Raw genomic sequence first — 16219 nt, 5'->3', positions numbered from 1 at the left:
GCCACACCGGCCTCAAGGTCGGCACTGCTCAGCGTCACGTTCGAAAGATCCTGTTCTCGCCCTGCTAACAACAGAAGACTCGATTGTCCTCATGTTTCACGAGAGTCTGACAGGGAGGGCCTTCCCGTCGCGGGAGGCTGCGGGGGCCACCGTCGCGCAGGACGCGGGTCCAGCGCTCGGTCTCCGGGCGGATGCCGGGTGCGAGACCCTCCAGCCCCTCGGCGAGCCAGCCCTCGAAGGAGGGTTCGCTGTCGTCCTCGAAGATCCCCATCTCCTCCAGGACAGTGACGACGTGGCCGACCCGTAGGTCCAGGGCCCGCAGCGGGGAGAAGATCTCTGTGCGCCGGATGACGTCGCCCTCAACGTAGCCGGTGAGGACGAGGGCCAGGCCGCGGTTGACGGCGAAGCGGATGCCGCGTCCCCAGCCACGGGCCTCGGCGAGCCGGTGGGCGAGGTACTTCGCCCAGGCCAGCCACGGGCTGGCCAGGTCGGCGTCGGCTGGGTCGAGACGGCTGTAGTCACGCGGAACCTGTCCGAAGAGAGGCAGCTGTCTCCAGTCGGCATTCGGCCGCCAGGCCGGCGCGGGCGGCGGCTTGCGAGGGGCGCCCCGCCGTCCGCCGCGCCGCCGAGCGGCGGGTGCCGATCCGTTGCGGTGGTGCATGCCCATGAAGAACAGCTGATGGTGCCGGACCGCGTCGAGGCGGGCCCTCACGTCGGCCTCGGCGGCCGGCCGGTCGGCAGCGGCCTGGGCGCCCAGCCGGGCCTGGCACCAGCAAAGACGGCAGAAGTCCCACTTCAGTGGCTGGACACGGCGGCAGCCGGCGCAGACGGCCGTCGCGTGGCTGCGGCCGAACATGAAGCAGGCAGGGCAGAGTCGTCTGCTGAAGTCGCCCCAGGCCAGGCAGTCGTCGCAGGAGTCGGTGGGCTTGCGGTAGCCCTGCGGATACCGGCTCATGCAGGCGGCAGCGACGGGCCGTCGCGACGCTTGGGTACCACCGTCGGAACCGGTGCGGCGGCGCCGACAGCGGTCTGGGTGATGTTCTCCTTGCCGGGGCGGGTGACCTTCTGCGGTTCCGGGATCAGCAGGTCGCCGATCTCGCAGCCGAGCACGACGCAGATGACGTCCAGGTCGTCCAGTTTGAGGGAGACCGGCTGGCCGGACCACAGTCCGGACATCTTCCCGGCCGAGATCACCAGGCCGTGCTCGGCCAGGCTCCGCTGGAGCTCGGACGCCTTCCAGATACCTTTGTTCGCGGCGGTCAGCCGCAGGTTCCACCTCATCGGGCCAGTCCTTCCAGCCGCTTCGCGGCCCGTTCGATCCCGGCGGCCCAGGCGTCCTCGACCCGGGTCTGCTGCACGTGGATATACCGCATGGTCGTAGCGATCCAGGAATGTCCGAGAACCTCTTGGATTGCGAGCAAGTCCAGCCCGTTTCAATAGAGTTGGGACGCGCAGAAATGCCGCAGGACATGCGGCGTCAACTTGCCCGTCCAGCCCGGCAGATGAGCCTCGACGGCGTTGTCGAGCCCGCCTCGCAGGGCGTCGTCGCCGACCCTGCGGGCGGAACCGTCGGTGTTCTTCCGCTCGCTCGGGAACAGCGGGGCGCCAGGCCGGGTGTGGTCGTCGTCGAACTGGCCCCACACGTCCTCGACGAACCACCGCAGGGTCCGGTCGGCACCGTTGATCAGCGGCACCATCCGCTCGCGCGGGCCTGAGCCGCAGGTGCCTTTGCCGTGGCGGACGTGGAGCTTGCCGAAGCGGCCCAGGTCCCACTTGATGTCGTCCAGGTCGAGCCAGCATGCCTCGCTCACTCGTAGGCCGACCTGGGACATCAGCTTTGAGGCGGTGTAGTTCCGCGCGGTCGGGGCGAATTTTCGGCAGGTGGCCAGCTCGCCGCCCCAGCCGGTGAACAGCGTCCCGATCTCCGGCTCACTCGGCGGGATCCGCAACTGGGCGTCCTTGGCCCCGCGCGGCCGGTTCATCTCGTCGATCGGGCACTCGACCACGCGGCCGGTCATCCGGTGGAGTTCGACCTTGTGCCGCAGCTCCAGGAACATGAAGTACGTGCTCAGCGCCTGTGACCGGCCCAGCCGGGTGCCGCTGGGCGAGTGCCGCAGAACCTTCCCGAAGTACACGTCCGCGTCGGCGGGCTCCATGTCCCACAGTGGCCGGCCGAACCAGGTCCTGATCTGATCCAGGTGACCGACGTCCCCGCGGATGGTGCCGTCCGCCAGCCCTGCCGAGGCTCGCGCCAGGAGGAACCCGGACAGCACGTCGGTCCCGAACCGCTCCAGCTCCTCCGCCGACGCGGGCGCCCAGTGCTCACGCAGATCCCGTACGACTGCCAGCGCCGCCAACCCGAGCCTCCTCGCCTTCGGCCCGACTGCGGAACGGTCGGACGAGATGAGAACGCTTCAGGAATCCCGAAGTTACGTCACGGACCAGCAGAGCACACGAAGGAAGAAGAACGCGCTGGCTACGGGGCCAGCGACTCAGCCGGGCTCAAGGAACTCACGGGATGTCGCACACACCCACGTGTGCCGCTCGGTCGCAGGGGCCCCGTACGCGGCGTCGATGCGGAGCTGAGGGCGCGAAGCAGGCCGCGCCGGGGCGCCTTCTGTGTCGCGCTCATATGAGCGATTTTCATTACGGTTGGGTCTCGCTGAGGGGAGAGGGGGTTGCCCTTGAGCCGTGTAATCGTTTCCAATCGTGCGTGTAATCGTTTCCAACGGTGCGACGCCGACCGCGACGCCCCTGGATTCGAGGCTCACGGAAACCACAAGGAGGTGGTCCGGCAGTGGCGAGCATCAAAGATGTCGCGGCCGAGGCAGGCGTGTCCGTTGCCACGGTCTCGCGTGTTCTCAACAGTCATCCGTCCGTCAGCCCCGACGCGCGGGCCCGCGTCCTCGCCGCTGTCGAAGCGCTCGGCTACCGGCCCAACGCCGTCGCCCGGTCGCTGCGCACCGACCAGACGCGCACGCTCGGCCTGATCATCAGCGACGTGCTCAATCCGTACTTCACGGCGCTGGCCCGCTCCGTCGAGGAGGCGGCGCGCGCGCTCGGGTACAGCGTCATCATCGGGAACGCCGACGAGCGGCCCGAACTGCAGGACCACCACATCCGCACGCTCCTCGACCGCAGGATCGACGGACTCCTCGTCTCTCCCACCGACGGCGGCTCCCCGCAGATACTCGACGCCGCGCGCGGCGGTACCCCCATGGTCTTCGTGGACCGCTGGATTCCCGGTGTGGACGTGCCCGTCGTACGTGCCGACGGCTGTCCCGCCGTACGAGACCTCGTCGCCCACCTGTATCGCCTCGGCCACCGCAGGCTCGCCATCATCGCCGGCCCGGCCGCCACCACGACCGGCAGCGAGCGAGTCGAGGCCTTCCGGGACGCCCTGGGCGAGCACGGCCTCACGCTGCCCGACGCCTACATCGGGCAGGGCGACTTCCAGGCGGACAGCGGACGACGCGCCACCGAGCGGTTCCTCGCCCTGCCGGAGCCGCCCGACGTGGTCTTCGCCGCCGACAACCTGATGGCGCTCGGCGCGCTGGACGCGATCCGCGCACACGGTCTGCGGGTTCCGCAGGACATCGCGCTCGCCGCGTTCGACGACATCCCGTGGTTCGTCCACACCGATCCGCCGATCACGGCGATCGCCCAGCCGACCGGAGACCTCGGCCGAGCCGCCGTACGGGCGCTGGTCGACGTCATAGAGGGCCGGCCTCCGCAGTCCGTCACCCTTCCCGCCCGTCTCGTCGTACGCAGGTCCTGCGGCGAGCCCGCTTCGTACCGGAGGAGCAACCTGTGAGCAGCCAGGACGAGTTGCTGCGCATCGAGGGAATACGCAAGACCTTCCCCGGCGTGGTCGCGCTCGACTCCGTCGACTTCGACCTGCGCCGCGGTGAGGTGCATGTCCTGCTCGGCGAGAACGGCGCAGGCAAGAGCACGCTGATCAAGATGCTCTCCGGGGCCTACCGCCCGGACAGCGGACGGATCCTGGTCGACGGCCACGAGGTACGTGTCCACGGCGCCCAGGACGCCGAGCGGCTCGGGATCGCCACCATCTACCAGGAGTTCAACCTGGTGCCCGAGCTGACCGTGGCCGAGAACATCTTCCTCGGCCGCCAGCCGCGGCGCTTCGGGATGATCGACCGCAAGAAGATGGAGGCGGACGCCGAGGAACTTCTGCGCCGGGTCGGTGTGCGTGTCTCGCCGAAGGCCAAGGTGCGCGAACTGGGCATCGCCCGTCTGCAGATGGTGGAGATCGCCAAGGCGCTCAGCCTGGACGCCCGCGTCCTGATCATGGACGAGCCGACCGCCGTACTGACCAGCGAGGAGGTGGACAAGCTCTTCCGCATCGTCCGGCAGCTGCGCGAGGACGGCGTGGGCATCGTCTTCATCACCCACCACTTGGAGGAGATCGCGGCGCTCGGCGACCGGGTCACCGTTCTGCGCGACGGCCGCAGCATCGACCAGGTGCCCGCCTCGACACCGGAGGACGAGCTCGTACGGCTCATGGTCGGGCGCAGCATCGATCAGCAGTACCCGCGTGAACGCCCGGAGACCGGCGATGTTCTGCTCTCCGTGCGAGGGTTGACCCGTGGCGGTGTCTTCCACGACGTCAGCTTCGATGTGCATGCCGGAGAGGTCGTCGGGCTTGCCGGACTCGTCGGCGCCGGCCGCACCGAGGTCGTCCGAGCCGTCTTCGGCGCCGACCCCTACGACGCCGGGAGCGTCGAGGTGCGGGGCGAGCGCCTGGGCAAGGGCGACGTGAACGCCGCCATGGGCGCCGGGATCGGACTCGTGCCCGAGGACCGCAAGGGCCAGGGACTGGTGCTCGACGCCTCGGTGCAGGAGAACCTCGGCCTGGTCACGCTGCGTTCGGCCAGCCGTGGTGGTCTCGTGGACCTCAAGGGGCAACGCACGGCCGCCGCCCGGATCGCCGAGCAGCTGGGCGTACGGATGGCAGGACTCGGCCAGCATGTCCGCACTCTCTCCGGCGGCAACCAGCAGAAGGTCGTCATCGGCAAGTGGCTGCTCGCCGACACCAGAGTGCTGATCCTCGACGAGCCGACCCGCGGTATCGACGTCGGCGCGAAGGTCGAGATCTACCAGCTCGTCAACGAACTGACGGCCTCCGGCCACGCGGTCCTGATGATCTCCAGCGACCTGCCCGAGGTCCTCGGCATGAGCGACCGGGTGCTCGTCATGGCGCAGGGCCGGATCGCCGGCGAGCTGCCCGCGCACGAAGCGACCCAGGACGCGGTGATGGCGCTCGCCGTCAGCGCCCCGTCCGTGACAACCACCCCAGATGTGAACGATGAAGTGGAGGGCTCCCGTGGCCACTGACACGCTCAAGAGCAATACGGGCGCGCGTGGCGCCTCGGCGCTCCGCCGCATCCTGCTCGACAACGGAGCACTGAGCGCCCTGGTGGTCCTGGTGGTGGCGATGTCGCTGCTCTCAGGCGACTTCCTGACCACTCAGAACCTGCTCAACGTGGGTGTGCAGGCCTCCGTGACGGCGATCCTCGCGTTCGGTGTCACCTTCGTCATCGTCTCGGCGGGCATCGACCTGTCCGTCGGCTCGGTGGCCGCGCTCTCGGCGACCGTACTCGCCTGGATGGCGACATCCGAGGGCGTACCCGTGTGGATCGCGGTGATCCTCGCCGTGGCCACCGGCATCGCCTGCGGCCTCGTCAACGGCGCCCTCGTCTCGTACGGGAAACTTCCGCCGTTCATCGCCACGTTGGCGATGCTCTCGATCGGCCGTGGCCTGTCCCTCGTCATCTCTCAGGGCAGCCCGATCGCCTTCCCCGACTCCGTCTCGGTGCTCGGCGACACGCTCGGCGGGTGGCTGCCCGTCCCGGTCCTCGTGATGGTCGCGATGGGACTGGTCACGGCACTCGTCCTCGGGCGCACATACATCGGCCGCTCGATGTACGCGATCGGCGGCAACGAGGAAGCGGCCAGGCTCTCGGGGCTCCGCGTCAAGCGGCAGAAGCTCGTCATCTACGCGCTGTCCGGCCTTTTCGCCGCCGTCGCGGGCATCGTCCTCGCCTCCCGCCTGGTCTCCGCGCAGCCGCAGGCCGCACAGGGGTACGAGCTGGACGCGATCGCCGCGGTCGTCATCGGCGGCGCCAGCCTCGCCGGTGGCGTCGGCAAGGCGTCCGGAACGCTGATCGGCGCGCTGATACTCGCCGTGCTCCGCAACGGGCTCAACCTGCTGTCCGTCTCGGCCTTCTGGCAGCAGGTCGTCATCGGTGTCGTCATCGCGCTCGCGGTCCTGCTGGACACGGTGCGCCGGCGTGCCGGCGGCGGGTCCCCGACGTCGGCAGCCTCCGGTGCATCCGGTTCGGGCGGCAAGGGAGCGGCGAAACTCGTGATCGCCGCGGTGTGCGTGGCGGCCGTGGTCGCGGCCGTGTCCTTCTTCAACCCCGGTTCCTCCGGTACGACCACCAAGGTCGGCATGTCGCTCTCGACGCTCAACAACCCCTTCTTCGTCCAGATGAAGGCGGGCGCGCAGGCGGAGGCCAAGCACGCGGGCATCGACCTCACGGTGACGGACGCGCAGAACGACGCGTCGCAGCAGGCCAACCAGCTCCAGAACTTCACCGGCGAGGGCGTGAAGTCGATCATTGTCAATCCGGTGGACTCGGATGCGGTGGGACCCGCGGTGCGGGCCGCCAACAAGGCCGACATCCCGGTGATCGCCGCCGACCGCGGCGTCAACAAGGCGGACACCGCGACGCTCGTCGCCTCCGACAACGTCGCGGGCGGCAGGCTCGCCGCGAAGGCGCTGGCCGAGAAGCTCGGCGGCAAGGGCGACATCGTCGTCCTGCAGGGCACCGCGGGCACCTCCGCCAGCCGTGAGCGCGGCCAGGGCTTCGCCGAGGGAATCAAGGCGTACCCGGGGATCAAGGTCGTCGCCTCCCAGCCCGCGGACTTCGACCGCACCAAGGGCCTGGACGTCATGACCAACCTGCTGCAGTCCCACCCGGGAGTCACCGGAGTCTTCGCCGAGAACGACGAGATGGCGCTCGGCGCGGTCAAGGCGCTCGGCAGCAAGGCCGGCACGTCCGTCGACGTCGTCGGATTCGACGGCACCCCCGACGGTCTGAAGGCGGTCGGTTCGGGCACGCTGTACGCCTCGGTGGCCCAGCAGCCGAAGGAGCTCGGGAAGATCGCCGTGCAGAACGCGGTCGAGGCCGCGCGCGGCAAGAAGGTCGACAGCATGGTCAAGGTGCCCGTGAAGGTCGTGACGGAGAAGAACGTCGCCGACTTCTCCTGACCACCCACCTATGGATCCCAGTGAAAGAAGGACAGCGATGCACGACTACGACTTGCTGGTCGTAGGGTCGGCCAACGCCGACCTGGTGATCGGCGTCGAGCGGCGCCCCGCGCCGGGCGAGACCGTGCTCGGCTCCGACCTTGCCGTTCATCCGGGCGGCAAGGGAGGCAACCAGGCCGTCGCCGCGGCCCGCCTGGGCGCCAGGACCGCTCTGCTGGCCCGAGTGGGCGACGACGCCCATGGGCGCCTGCTGCTGGAATCGCAGCGCGAGGCCGGCGTGGACACCGGTGGTGTCCGCGTCGGCGGGGCGCCCACCGGGGTTGCGCTGATCACAGTGGATCCCTCGGGTGACAACAGCATCGTGGTCTCGCCCGGGGCCAACGCCCGGCTGACCCCCGACGACATCCGCGCCGCCGCCGACCTGCTCGCCGGCGCCCGGGTCGTCTCGGCGCAGCTGGAGATCCCCCTGGAGACCGTCGCCGAGGTGGTACGTACCCGGCCGCCCGGTGCCCGGTTCGTTCTGAACCCGTCGCCGCCCGCGCCGCTGCCCGACGATGTACTCGCCGCCTGCGACCCGCTGGTCGTCAACGAGCACGAAGCCCGGTTCGTGCTCGGCGCTTCTGCGGGGCCCGGCCCCGAGGACTGGGCGCGGGGACTCCTCGCCCTCGGCCCGCAGTCGGTGGTGATCACGCTGGGCGCGGACGGCGCTCTGGTCGCCGACGGCCGTGCGGACACCGTTGTACGGATCCCGAGCCTCCGGGTGGAGGCCGTGGACACCACCGGGGCCGGTGACGCCTTCACCGCCGCCCTCGCCTGGCGACTCAGTCTGGGGGAGAGCCTCGCGACGGCCGCGGCCTTCGCCGTGCGGGTGGGCGCCGCAGCCGTCACCAGGGAGGGCGCGCAGGCGTCCTTCCCGACCGCCGAGGAGGTCTCCGCGCTGTGAAGAAGGCCGGAATCCTCAACCGTCATCTGGCCGGGGCGCTGGCCGAGCTGGGCCATGGCGACGGGGTCCTCGTCTGCGACGCGGGTATGCCCGTCCCGGCCGGTCCGCGCGTCGTCGATTTGGCATTCCGCGCCGGGATACCTTCGTTCGCCGACGTGCTCGAAGGGCTGTTGGACGAGCTGGTGATCGAAGGCGCCACGGCCGCGCGCGAGGTGCGGGAGGCGAATCCGGCGGCCGCCCGGCTGCTGGAAGGACGCCTGCCGGATCTGCGCCTGGTTCCACACGACGCGCTCAAGGCACTCTCGGCGGGGGCGCGGCTTGCCGTACGGACCGGGGAGGCGCGGCCGTACGCGAACGTCCTGCTGCGCTGCGGAGTCTTCTTCTGAGGTCCTGGAATGCGGCAGGTGCGTTGTGTGCCCTGCCGGCCCTGGTCATGGTGGAGCTCGGGCCAACCGTCCGGAGGGCGGCGGCACCGTACGTCGGCCTCTGTACACGAGCGGGCGGCCGGTCGGTGCGGTGATCGGCCGGCCGGCCCGCGCGCGACGGACGGCACGACGCGGCCGGGCCGACGGGGGTCAGGGGCGAACCCACCACGCCCGCGTGCAGCAGTCCCGCGCCGGACAGGGCTCCCCGCACTGACAGCCGTGCTTCCGCTCCCCGTACTGTGGCGCCCACCTCGTCATCTCGCCCAGAGGAGTCCGCATGTCCTTCGATGTCGACGCCGTCCGCGCCCAGTTCCCCGCCCTGAAGTCGGGCTCCGCCCGCTTCGATGCCCCTGGCGGCACCCAGACACCGCAACCAGTGATCGACGCCATCGCGGACGCGCTGGCCAACCCGCTGGCCAACCGGGGCGTCACGACCGAGGGCGAGCGCAACGCGGAGGCTGTCGTGACCGGCGCCCGCCGCGCGCTGGCGGACCTGCTGGGCGCCGATCCGCGGGGCATCGTCTTCGGCCGCAGCTCCACCCAGCTCGCCTACGACCTGTCGCGTACCCTCGCCAAGAACTGGGTCCCCGGCGACGAGGTGGTCGTCAGCCGGCTCGACCACGACTCCAATATCCGCCCCTGGATCCAGGCGGCCAAGACTGTGGGCGCCGCCGTCCGCTGGGCAGACTTCGACCCGGCCACCGGTGAGTTGACGACCGACAACATCGCACAGGTGCTCTCCGCGCGCACCCGCTTGGTCGCCGTCACCGCAGCGTCCAATCTGATCGGCACCCGCCCCGACATCCCGGCTGTCGCCGACCTCGTACACCGGGCCGGAGCGCTGTTGCATGTGGACGCGGTGCACTACGCCTCCCACGCCGCCGTCGACCTGCCCGGCCTCGGCGCGGACTTCCTGGTCTGCTCGCCGTACAAATTCCTCGGCCCGCACCTCGGCGTGCTGGCGAGCCGCCCCGAGCTGCTGGAGACGCTGCGCCCGGACAAACTCCTTCCCTCCACCGACGCGGTTCCCGAGCGCTTCGAACTGGGTACGCTGCCCTACGAATTGCTCGCCGGTGCCCGCGCGGCGGTGGACTTCCTCGCCGGACTGGCCCCCGGCACCGACGGCACCCGCAGGGAACGGCTCCTCGCCGCCTTCGAGGCGATCGAGACCCACGAGGACGCCCTGCGGGCCCGTATCGAGCAAGGGCTGGCCGCCCTCGGCAGCGTCACCGTGCACTCCCGGGCCGCTCGCCGGACGCCGACCCTGCTGCTCACCCTGGCGGACCGAAGCGCCACCGCCGCCTCGCGGTACCTGGCGGAGCGAGGCGTCGACGCTCCGGCCGGCTCGTTCTACGCGCTCGAGGCATCCCGCAGGCTCGGACTGGGCGACGGGGGCGGACTGCGGATCGGTCTGGCCCCCTACAACAGCGCCGAGGATGTCGACCGGCTGCTGCACGCCCTGGCCGGCTTCTTCGGCACCTCGCCCGCCACCGGCTGACGCGGGCGGCCACTCGCGAGGTGCCGGTGTGCGTCTCCCGTCCTCCGCCCTTCCCGAAAGGGACAGCTGCGATGACTCCGCGATGGGAGGCGTTCTTGGACCGGGTCCAGGTACGCGGCGAGTACGGCACCCGGCAGGAGGCGGAACGCGCGGCCCGCGTCGTCCTGGCTCTGCCGGGCGCGCATCTGGTGGGCGCGGAACGGGCCGAGCTCGCCGTCCGGCTGCCGGACACCCTTGCTCTGATCCTGCTCGACCCGCTGCAGCCCACCGAACCGCTGCCTCCGGGGCGATTCGTGCGCGTCGAGCAGGCGGCCGGGGCGGGTGAATGCGCCTGGCCGGTGCAACGCCCGGATCCGCCGTCGATCCCACGCGGCGCCGGTCCGCCGGGGGCTGCTCCGGGGGGTGCGCTCCTGGTGGACATGGGCTGCTACCGTTGGTCGGATCCCATCATGTCCATTTGCCCGTTCTTGCGGTTTGCCGGCATCTCCGCCCGCCGGGAATTCCTCGATACGTGCCGCACATCGAGGAAGGCTCGTCTTGAAGCACCCAGCTGGCACGAACACCCCGCAGGACGAGGACGCCCTGCCGGAGACGATCACCCCGGCTCTGCCGGCGGCCGCGTCGTTCGCCGACCTGGACCTGCCGCCCGCCCTGCTGAAGACGCTCACCGGCCTCGGCGTGAACCACCCGTTCCCGATCCAGGCGGCCACGCTGCCCAATTCTCTCGCCGGCCGGGACGTCCTGGGCCGGGGCCGCACCGGATCGGGCAAGACCCTCGCCTTCGGTCTGGCGCTGCTCACACGGATGGCGGGCCGGCGTGCGGAGCCGAAACGGCCGCTCGGGCTCATCCTCGTACCCACCCGCGAGCTGGCCCAGCAGGTCGGCGAGGCGCTCACACCGTACGCCCGGGAGCTGAAGCTGCGGATGGCCACGGTGGTCGGCGGCCTGTCGATCGGCAGGCAGGCCGGCGAACTGCGGGCCGGCGCCGAGGTCGTTGTCGCGACGCCCGGACGCCTGCACGACCTCATCGAGCGCAAGGGCTGCCGCCTGGACCGGGTGTGCATCACCGTCCTGGACGAGGCCGACCAGATGTGTGACATGGGCTTCCTGCCCCAGGTCACCGAACTGCTCGACCAGGTGCACCCCGACGGCCAGCGGATGCTGTTCTCGGCCACCTTGGACCGCGACGTCGACCTCCTCGTCCGCCGCTACCTCCACGACCCGGTGGTTCACTCGGTCGACCCGTCGGCCGGGGCGGTCACGACGATGGAACACCACGTGCTGACCGTTCACGGCGCCGACCGGTACGCCGTCACGACCGAGATCGCGGCCCGCGACGGACGGGTGCTCCTGTTCCTGGACACCAAGCACGCGGTCGACCAGTTGACCAAGCACCTTCGTGCCAGCGGTGTCCGCGCCGCCGCCCTGCACAGCGGCAAGTCCCAGCCCCAGCGCACGCGCACCCTCGCACAGTTCAAGAACGGTCAGGTCACCGCACTGGTGGCCACCAACGTCGCGGCCCGGGGCCTGCATGTGGACGACCTGGACCTGGTGGTCAACGTCGACCCACCCAGCGACCACAAGGACTATCTGCACCGTGCCGGGCGCACCGCCCGTGCCGGTGAATCCGGCAGCGTCGTCACCCTGGTCCTCTCGAACCAGCGCCGCGACATGAGTCGGCTGATGGCCGACGCCGGCATCACGCCGAAGATCACCAAGGTGCGCTCGGGCGAGGCGGAACTGAGCCGGATCACCGGTGCCCGTGTCCCGTCCGGCCTTCCTCTCGACGGCGGTCCTGCCGCGGCGCGTCCCGCCGGCGGCAACGCCCCGTTCCGTGGCATGGGCACGGCCCGCGGTGAGTCCGGGCGCGCCGGTGGCGGGTCCCGCCGCGGGGGCGAGGCCCGCAAGATGGCCGAGGCCCGCAAAGCCGCACGGGTGCGCCGCGGCTCGTAGCCCGGCCGGGACAGCGAGGGGACGGGCCGCGGGACAGCGCCCGGCTGGACGTGTGTGCCGAGCCGGGCGGAACATCGAGGCGTTCCGGCGGCCGCGCGGCATGTTCCGTGCCGACCGGAACGGTTGCGCCGGAGGCGCTCATGCGGCCAGAGGCCGGTCCCCTGGCGCGATGGGGGACGGCAGCACGGTGGATCCACTCAGGTACCGGTCCGTCGCGGCCGCGACGGACCGTCCCTCCGCGATGGCCCACACCACGAGGGACTGGCCACGTCCCGCGTCACCGGCGATGAAGACCCCGTCCGTCCTGGTGCGGACCGTCTGCTCGACCGTCTCGGCTGCGAAGGCGGTATCCCGGGCGAAGTTCCCCCGGTCGTCCAGGGTGAGCCCGAGCTGCTTCGCAAGGCCGGTGCCCCGTTCGGGACCGTAGAAGCCGAGGGCGAGCAGCACCAGATCCGCGGGGATCAGATGCTCGGTGTCCGGCCGCGGCCTTCTGACCACGGGTTCCACCGTAGCGAGACGTAGTCCGCGTACGTGGCCGGCCACGTCCCCCTCGAAGCGGAGGGTGGCGGAGGCGAAGACTCTCGGGTCCGTGCCTTTCCGCCCCCGGGCCTCTTCATGGGCATGGGAGATCCGATAGATCTTCGGGTACGTGGGCCAGGGCTCGGTCTCCCGTCGGCTCTCGCCGGGCTCCGGATTGATATCCAGCTGCACCACGGAACTCGCGCCCTGGCGCAGGGCGGTGCCGAGACAGTCCGAGCCCGTGTCCCCGCCACCGATGATCACCACGTGCTTGCCCTCGGCGGTGACGGGCGGCGAGACGTAGTCGCCCTCCCTGACCCGGTTGGCGAGGGTCAGGTAGTCCATGGCCTGATGAATGCCGTTCAGCTCGCGACCGGGGACGGCCAGCTCACGTTGCCCCCCGGCTCCTACGGCGATGACCACCGCGTCGTGACGTCTTCTGAGTTCGATGGCGTCGAGATCGCTGCCGACGTCCACCCCCGTGCGGAACTTGGTTCCCTCGGCCCGCATCTGCTCGAGGCGGCGGTTCAGATGGTGCTTCTCCATCTTGAACGCGGGGATCCCGTAGCGCAGCAGTCCGCCGATGCGGTCGGCCCGCTCGTAGACGGCGACGGTGTGACCGATGCGGGTGAGTTGTTGCGCTGCCGCCAGTCCGGCGGGCCCGGAGCCGATGATGGCGACGGTCTTCCCGCTGAGCCGCTCGGGGGGTTGCGGTGACGCGTACCCGCGCGCCCAGATCTGGTCGGCGATCGCCTGTTCGACGTTCTTGATCGTCACTGGATCGGCATTGATGGTGAGCACGCAGGCGTCCTCGCACGGCGCCGGACAGAGCCGCCCGGTGAACTCCGGGAAGTTGTTCGTCGCGTGCAGCCGCTCGGCGGCGGCCCGCCAGTCGGCCCGCGCCGCGTAGGCGTTCCACTCGGGGATGAGGTTCCCCAGCGGGCAGCCGTGATGGCAGAACGGTATGCCACAGTCCATGCAGCGTCCCGCCTGCTCGGACACGAGCGGAAGGAGTGGCTGGCCCGCGTAGACCTCGCTCCAGTCACTCAGTCGTTCATCGACGGGGCGTGCCGGGGCGGGCCGGCGGGGAACTTTGAGGAAGCCGAAAGGGTCGGTCATGCGCCGCCTCCATCGCCCCTTGCGGTGTACCGGCGTTTCGGCCAGCCTACGCCTGCTTTGTACCGCTTTCATCGGCCTGTGGACTCCGAGACCTGTCCGGGTTGTCCTGCACGGCTCGCGCGATCAGATCGTGGACCACGAACTCTCCGGGCGCCCGGTTCTCCTTGGGCGGTCCAGGCGGTGCTGCCAGGGAACTGCCGCACGTGGCGGAGGCGCCATCCGGGGTCTTCTTCCCTCCCGCCCCCGCGAGGGCCTCCAGGACGTCTCCCCGACCTCGACGGTTCAGGTCGAGGTCTTCGCAGACTCCGGCTCCGCGAGCTCTGTCCTGACAGGCTTGTCGAGGCGCTTGCCGAGCAGGACGAACAGCAGGATGAGCCCCACCGTGAGAAGGGTGTGGCCCAGGCCGGCGATCCTCGGCACGGCCTCGGGGACATGTGTGCCGAGCACTGTCTCGGTGCCGTGGACGCCCATCATGATGACGGTGATCGCGATGCCCGCGTTGTAGAACCAGAAGAACCAGGTGAAGAGTTTCGTCCCGGACAGCTGGAACTGCTTGTCGAGGGCGAGGACGATGAGGAAACCCAGCATGCCCAGGGCGAGCAAGTGGGTGTGCATCAGCGCCAGTTGCGTGTCTCCCTGAAAATCGTGGGCCTTGGTGAACTCCCGGTAGAACAGTCCGGAGATCACTCCCAGAATCATGTAGACGTGTGCCGCTATGTATGACTTCCGCATCTCGCGCCAGCCCCCTGCCGATCAAGTGCCGTCCTGACGAAGGTTATTGAAGCACTCCGGGGGGTGGAGGTTCACCGGGTTCGAGGGAACGTTCCACCCATGGCCGCCTCACGAGTTCCACGTCCGCACAGGCGTATCCGCACAGGCCGACCGCTCCGACGCCGACCTCCGCGGCGGCGGGCAAGCCGACAGCGGATCCGTCCTCCCGCTCCCGGCCCTCTCTGCGCGTCCACGCGGCACGGTTCAGGTGGCTGAATCCGCGCCCGCGTCATCGGCCGGCCGAAGAAGACAGCCCACCGCATGGATCGGACCCGGTGCGCCACCATCTCGGCCCTGCGGACGAAGGAGCCGTCGCACATGACGCACGTCAGCGCGGCACGGAACGCGCGACGCGGAATCCCACGTCGTCGATCCTGAAGGTCGGGTGGCTACGGCGCCGCACCGACGCCCGGCAGCTCCAGTGCTCGTCGAACCAGCCACCGCCACGCAGCACCCGATAACTGCCGTAGACCTCGGCGTCGTAGATGTCCCAGCACCACTCCCACACGTTGCCCAACATGTCGTACAACCCCCACGCGTTGGGCTGCTTGCCGCCCACGTCGTGAATTTTCTCGCGCGAGTTACCGCGATGCCAGGCGATCTCGTCGAGCTCCCCGTACCGGGCCTCGGCCGTGCCGGCACGGCATGCGTGCTCCCACTCGGCCTCGGTCGGTAGCCGGTACCCGTCAGCAGATGCGTCCCACCCGATGTCCTCGGCGTCAGCACGGAGGCGATAGGCGGGCGCCAACCCCTCATATCGGGAAAGGGTGTTGCAGAATCGGACCGCGTCCCACCAGGACACGCCCTCGACAGGCAACCGGTCGCCCTGCGCGCTGCTCGGGCGCTGACCGATGACCTGTGCGTAGTGCGCCTGAGTGATCGGGAACGCCGCCAGCCGGTATGGCGCGAGCTCGGTCGACCAGCTCCGCTGCGTTCGCCGGTCCGACAGCGTCACCCGCCCGGGCGGAACGGCGATGAACTCGATTGCTGCGTTCACGTCCATAAGAAAGAGATCATACCGAGGCGTGATCCTCATCGCCTCGCAGCTGCCGATGGATTGGGCTGTCGATTGTCCGGAACCGCGTGTCAGCCGGCACCGGCCGTGCCGGGGCAGGGACTTCGGCTGGATGGTGAACACACTGGAAGATCGGCAGACTGAGCCCGGCCGAGCGGGCGCGCTGCACCACCTTCCCCGAGCAGAAGGCGCCTCACGAGCCGAACAACGCGGGTGTGCAGGACGGCTGTCTCGTCGCACTCGCCGAGTCGTGCACCAAGCGCGCGGGGCACATCTCCGACGCCCGCTTCGACCTCGGCGGATACCAGATCTACACGACGTTCGAGAAACCGCGGGCCGATCCTACGGCCGCCTCAGTCTGCACGACGCCCTGGCACAGGGCGTGGACTCACCGTTCCTCAAGCTCCGCATGGACGTGGGCCTGGACCGGGTCCGTCGCACCGCCGAGGCGTCCGGGCTGCTCCCGTCCAGCTTCGGGCCACCCGTCCCCGCGTTCTCCATGGGCAACTCCACGCCGAGTGCCATTCGCCTGGCGGGCGCCTACGAAACGTTCGCGGCGCGCGGCCTGCACACCGATCTGTACTCGGTACGCAAGGTCACGCGCAACGGCGAGCCGGTCCGGCTCGCCCGGTCGCGGGACGGCCGCGCGATGACAGCCGCCGCGGCCGACGAGGTCACCGCG

General features: G+C 70.2%; 13 protein-coding genes and 2 pseudogenes. 9 read left to right on the top strand and 6 right to left on the bottom strand.

The genetic code is table 11. The features are described 5' to 3' along the window. Nucleotides 1-64: 64 nt before the first annotated feature. The 3 genes from AB0I23_RS30995 to AB0I23_RS30985 all read right to left on the bottom strand — a co-directional run bounded on the left by AB0I23_RS30995 (nt 65) and on the right by AB0I23_RS30985 (nt 2357). Nucleotides 65-955 (bottom strand): hypothetical protein, encoded by an 891-nt coding sequence (locus tag AB0I23_RS30995; RefSeq protein ID WP_359114242.1) that lies wholly within the window; start codon nt 953-955, stop codon nt 65-67. Then, nucleotides 952-1281, bottom strand: coding sequence for a helix-turn-helix domain-containing protein (locus AB0I23_RS30990; RefSeq protein WP_359114240.1), 330 nt, complete (start codon nt 1279-1281; stop codon nt 952-954). The genes AB0I23_RS30995 and AB0I23_RS30990 overlap by 4 nt, the downstream gene beginning before the upstream one ends. 152 nt (nt 1282-1433) lie before the next feature. Beyond that, entirely contained in the window at nt 1434-2357 is a 924-nt protein-coding gene (locus AB0I23_RS30985) for a tyrosine-type recombinase/integrase (protein ID WP_359114238.1), read from the bottom strand. A gap of 440 nt (nt 2358-2797) precedes the next feature. Between AB0I23_RS30985 and AB0I23_RS30980 the strand changes: the two genes are divergently transcribed. The 9 genes and pseudogenes from AB0I23_RS30980 to AB0I23_RS30945 all read left to right on the top strand — a co-directional run bounded on the left by AB0I23_RS30980 (nt 2798) and on the right by AB0I23_RS30945 (nt 12113). Then, complete coding sequence (locus AB0I23_RS30980) at nt 2798-3814, top strand: LacI family DNA-binding transcriptional regulator (protein ID WP_359114236.1); 1017 nt, start codon at nt 2798-2800, stop codon at nt 3812-3814. After that, a complete protein-coding gene (locus AB0I23_RS30975; RefSeq protein WP_359114234.1) occupies nt 3811-5355 on the top strand; it encodes a sugar ABC transporter ATP-binding protein in 1545 nt (514 codons plus the stop codon). The genes AB0I23_RS30980 and AB0I23_RS30975 overlap by 4 nt, the downstream gene beginning before the upstream one ends. After that, nucleotides 5345-7294, top strand: a complete 1950-nt coding sequence (locus AB0I23_RS30970) for an ABC transporter permease/substrate-binding protein (protein ID WP_359114232.1) — start codon at nt 5345-5347, stop codon at nt 7292-7294. Before AB0I23_RS30975 ends, AB0I23_RS30970 begins: the two co-directional genes overlap by 11 nt. 37 nt (nt 7295-7331) lie before the next feature. After that, on the top strand, nt 7332-8237 hold the full coding sequence (locus AB0I23_RS30965; RefSeq protein WP_359114230.1) for a ribokinase: 906 nt from the start codon (nt 7332-7334) through the stop codon (nt 8235-8237). After that, nucleotides 8234-8623, top strand: a complete 390-nt coding sequence (gene rbsD / locus AB0I23_RS30960) for a D-ribose pyranase (RefSeq protein WP_359114228.1) — start codon at nt 8234-8236, stop codon at nt 8621-8623. The genes AB0I23_RS30965 and rbsD overlap by 4 nt, the downstream gene beginning before the upstream one ends. Then, a pseudogene (locus tag AB0I23_RS41790) lies at nt 8578-8762 on the top strand (APC family permease); the annotation flags it as partial. The gene rbsD and the pseudogene AB0I23_RS41790, both read left to right, overlap by 46 nt. 177 nt (nt 8763-8939) lie before the next feature. Further along, nucleotides 8940-10160, top strand: a complete 1221-nt coding sequence (locus tag AB0I23_RS30955; protein WP_359114226.1) for a cysteine desulfurase-like protein — start codon at nt 8940-8942, stop codon at nt 10158-10160. A gap of 71 nt (nt 10161-10231) precedes the next feature. Beyond that, nucleotides 10232-10471: pseudogene (locus AB0I23_RS30950) on the top strand (DUF2267 domain-containing protein); the annotation flags it as partial. A gap of 226 nt (nt 10472-10697) precedes the next feature. Next, nucleotides 10698-12113 carry a DEAD/DEAH box helicase gene (locus tag AB0I23_RS30945; RefSeq protein WP_359114224.1) on the top strand — a complete coding sequence of 472 codons (1416 nt, stop codon included), beginning with the start codon at nt 10698-10700 and terminating at the stop codon, nt 12111-12113. 138 nt (nt 12114-12251) lie between these two features. Here the strand turns inward: AB0I23_RS30945 and AB0I23_RS30940 are convergent, their stop codons facing one another. The 3 genes from AB0I23_RS30940 to AB0I23_RS30930 form a co-directional block, all read right to left on the bottom strand. After that, nucleotides 12252-13751, bottom strand: coding sequence for a glutamate synthase subunit beta (locus AB0I23_RS30940; RefSeq protein WP_359114222.1), 1500 nt, complete (start codon nt 13749-13751; stop codon nt 12252-12254). A 282-nt stretch (nt 13752-14033) separates the two neighbouring features. Further along, the gene (locus AB0I23_RS30935; protein ID WP_359114220.1) at nt 14034-14483 is read right to left on the bottom strand and encodes a DUF2871 domain-containing protein; all 450 of its coding nucleotides are present in this window, start codon (nt 14481-14483) and stop codon (nt 14034-14036) included. Between the two features lie 367 nt (nt 14484-14850). Then, a complete protein-coding gene (locus AB0I23_RS30930; protein WP_359114252.1) occupies nt 14851-15525 on the bottom strand; it encodes a formylglycine-generating enzyme family protein in 675 nt (224 codons plus the stop codon). Between the last annotated feature and the right edge of the window lie 694 nt (nt 15526-16219).

This window comes from Streptomyces atratus (genome assembly GCF_040655115.1).
In the GTDB taxonomy this organism is placed as follows: domain Bacteria; phylum Actinomycetota; class Actinomycetes; order Streptomycetales; family Streptomycetaceae; genus Streptomyces; species Streptomyces atratus_D.
The sequence above is the reverse complement of the archived record's forward strand: the minus strand, read 5'-3'. Positions and strand labels throughout refer to the sequence as shown.

Excerpts from the sequence above, each read along its gene's own strand:
- AB0I23_RS30995 (WP_359114242.1), bottom strand. The coding sequence starts at position 955 with ATGAGCCGGTATCCGCAGGGCTACCGCAAGCCCACCGACTCCTGCGAC.
- AB0I23_RS30990 (WP_359114240.1), bottom strand. The coding sequence starts at position 1,281 with ATGAGGTGGAACCTGCGGCTGACCGCCGCGAACAAAGGTATCTGGAAG.
- AB0I23_RS30965 (WP_359114230.1), top strand. The coding sequence starts at position 7,332 with ATGCACGACTACGACTTGCTGGTCGTAGGGTCGGCCAACGCCGACCTG.
- AB0I23_RS30955 (WP_359114226.1), top strand. The coding sequence starts at position 8,940 with ATGTCCTTCGATGTCGACGCCGTCCGCGCCCAGTTCCCCGCCCTGAAG.
- AB0I23_RS30940 (WP_359114222.1), bottom strand. The coding sequence starts at position 13,751 with ATGACCGACCCTTTCGGCTTCCTCAAAGTTCCCCGCCGGCCCGCCCCG.
- AB0I23_RS30935 (WP_359114220.1), bottom strand. The coding sequence starts at position 14,483 with ATGCGGAAGTCATACATAGCGGCACACGTCTACATGATTCTGGGAGTG.
- AB0I23_RS30930 (WP_359114252.1), bottom strand. The coding sequence starts at position 15,525 with ATGGACGTGAACGCAGCAATCGAGTTCATCGCCGTTCCGCCCGGGCGG.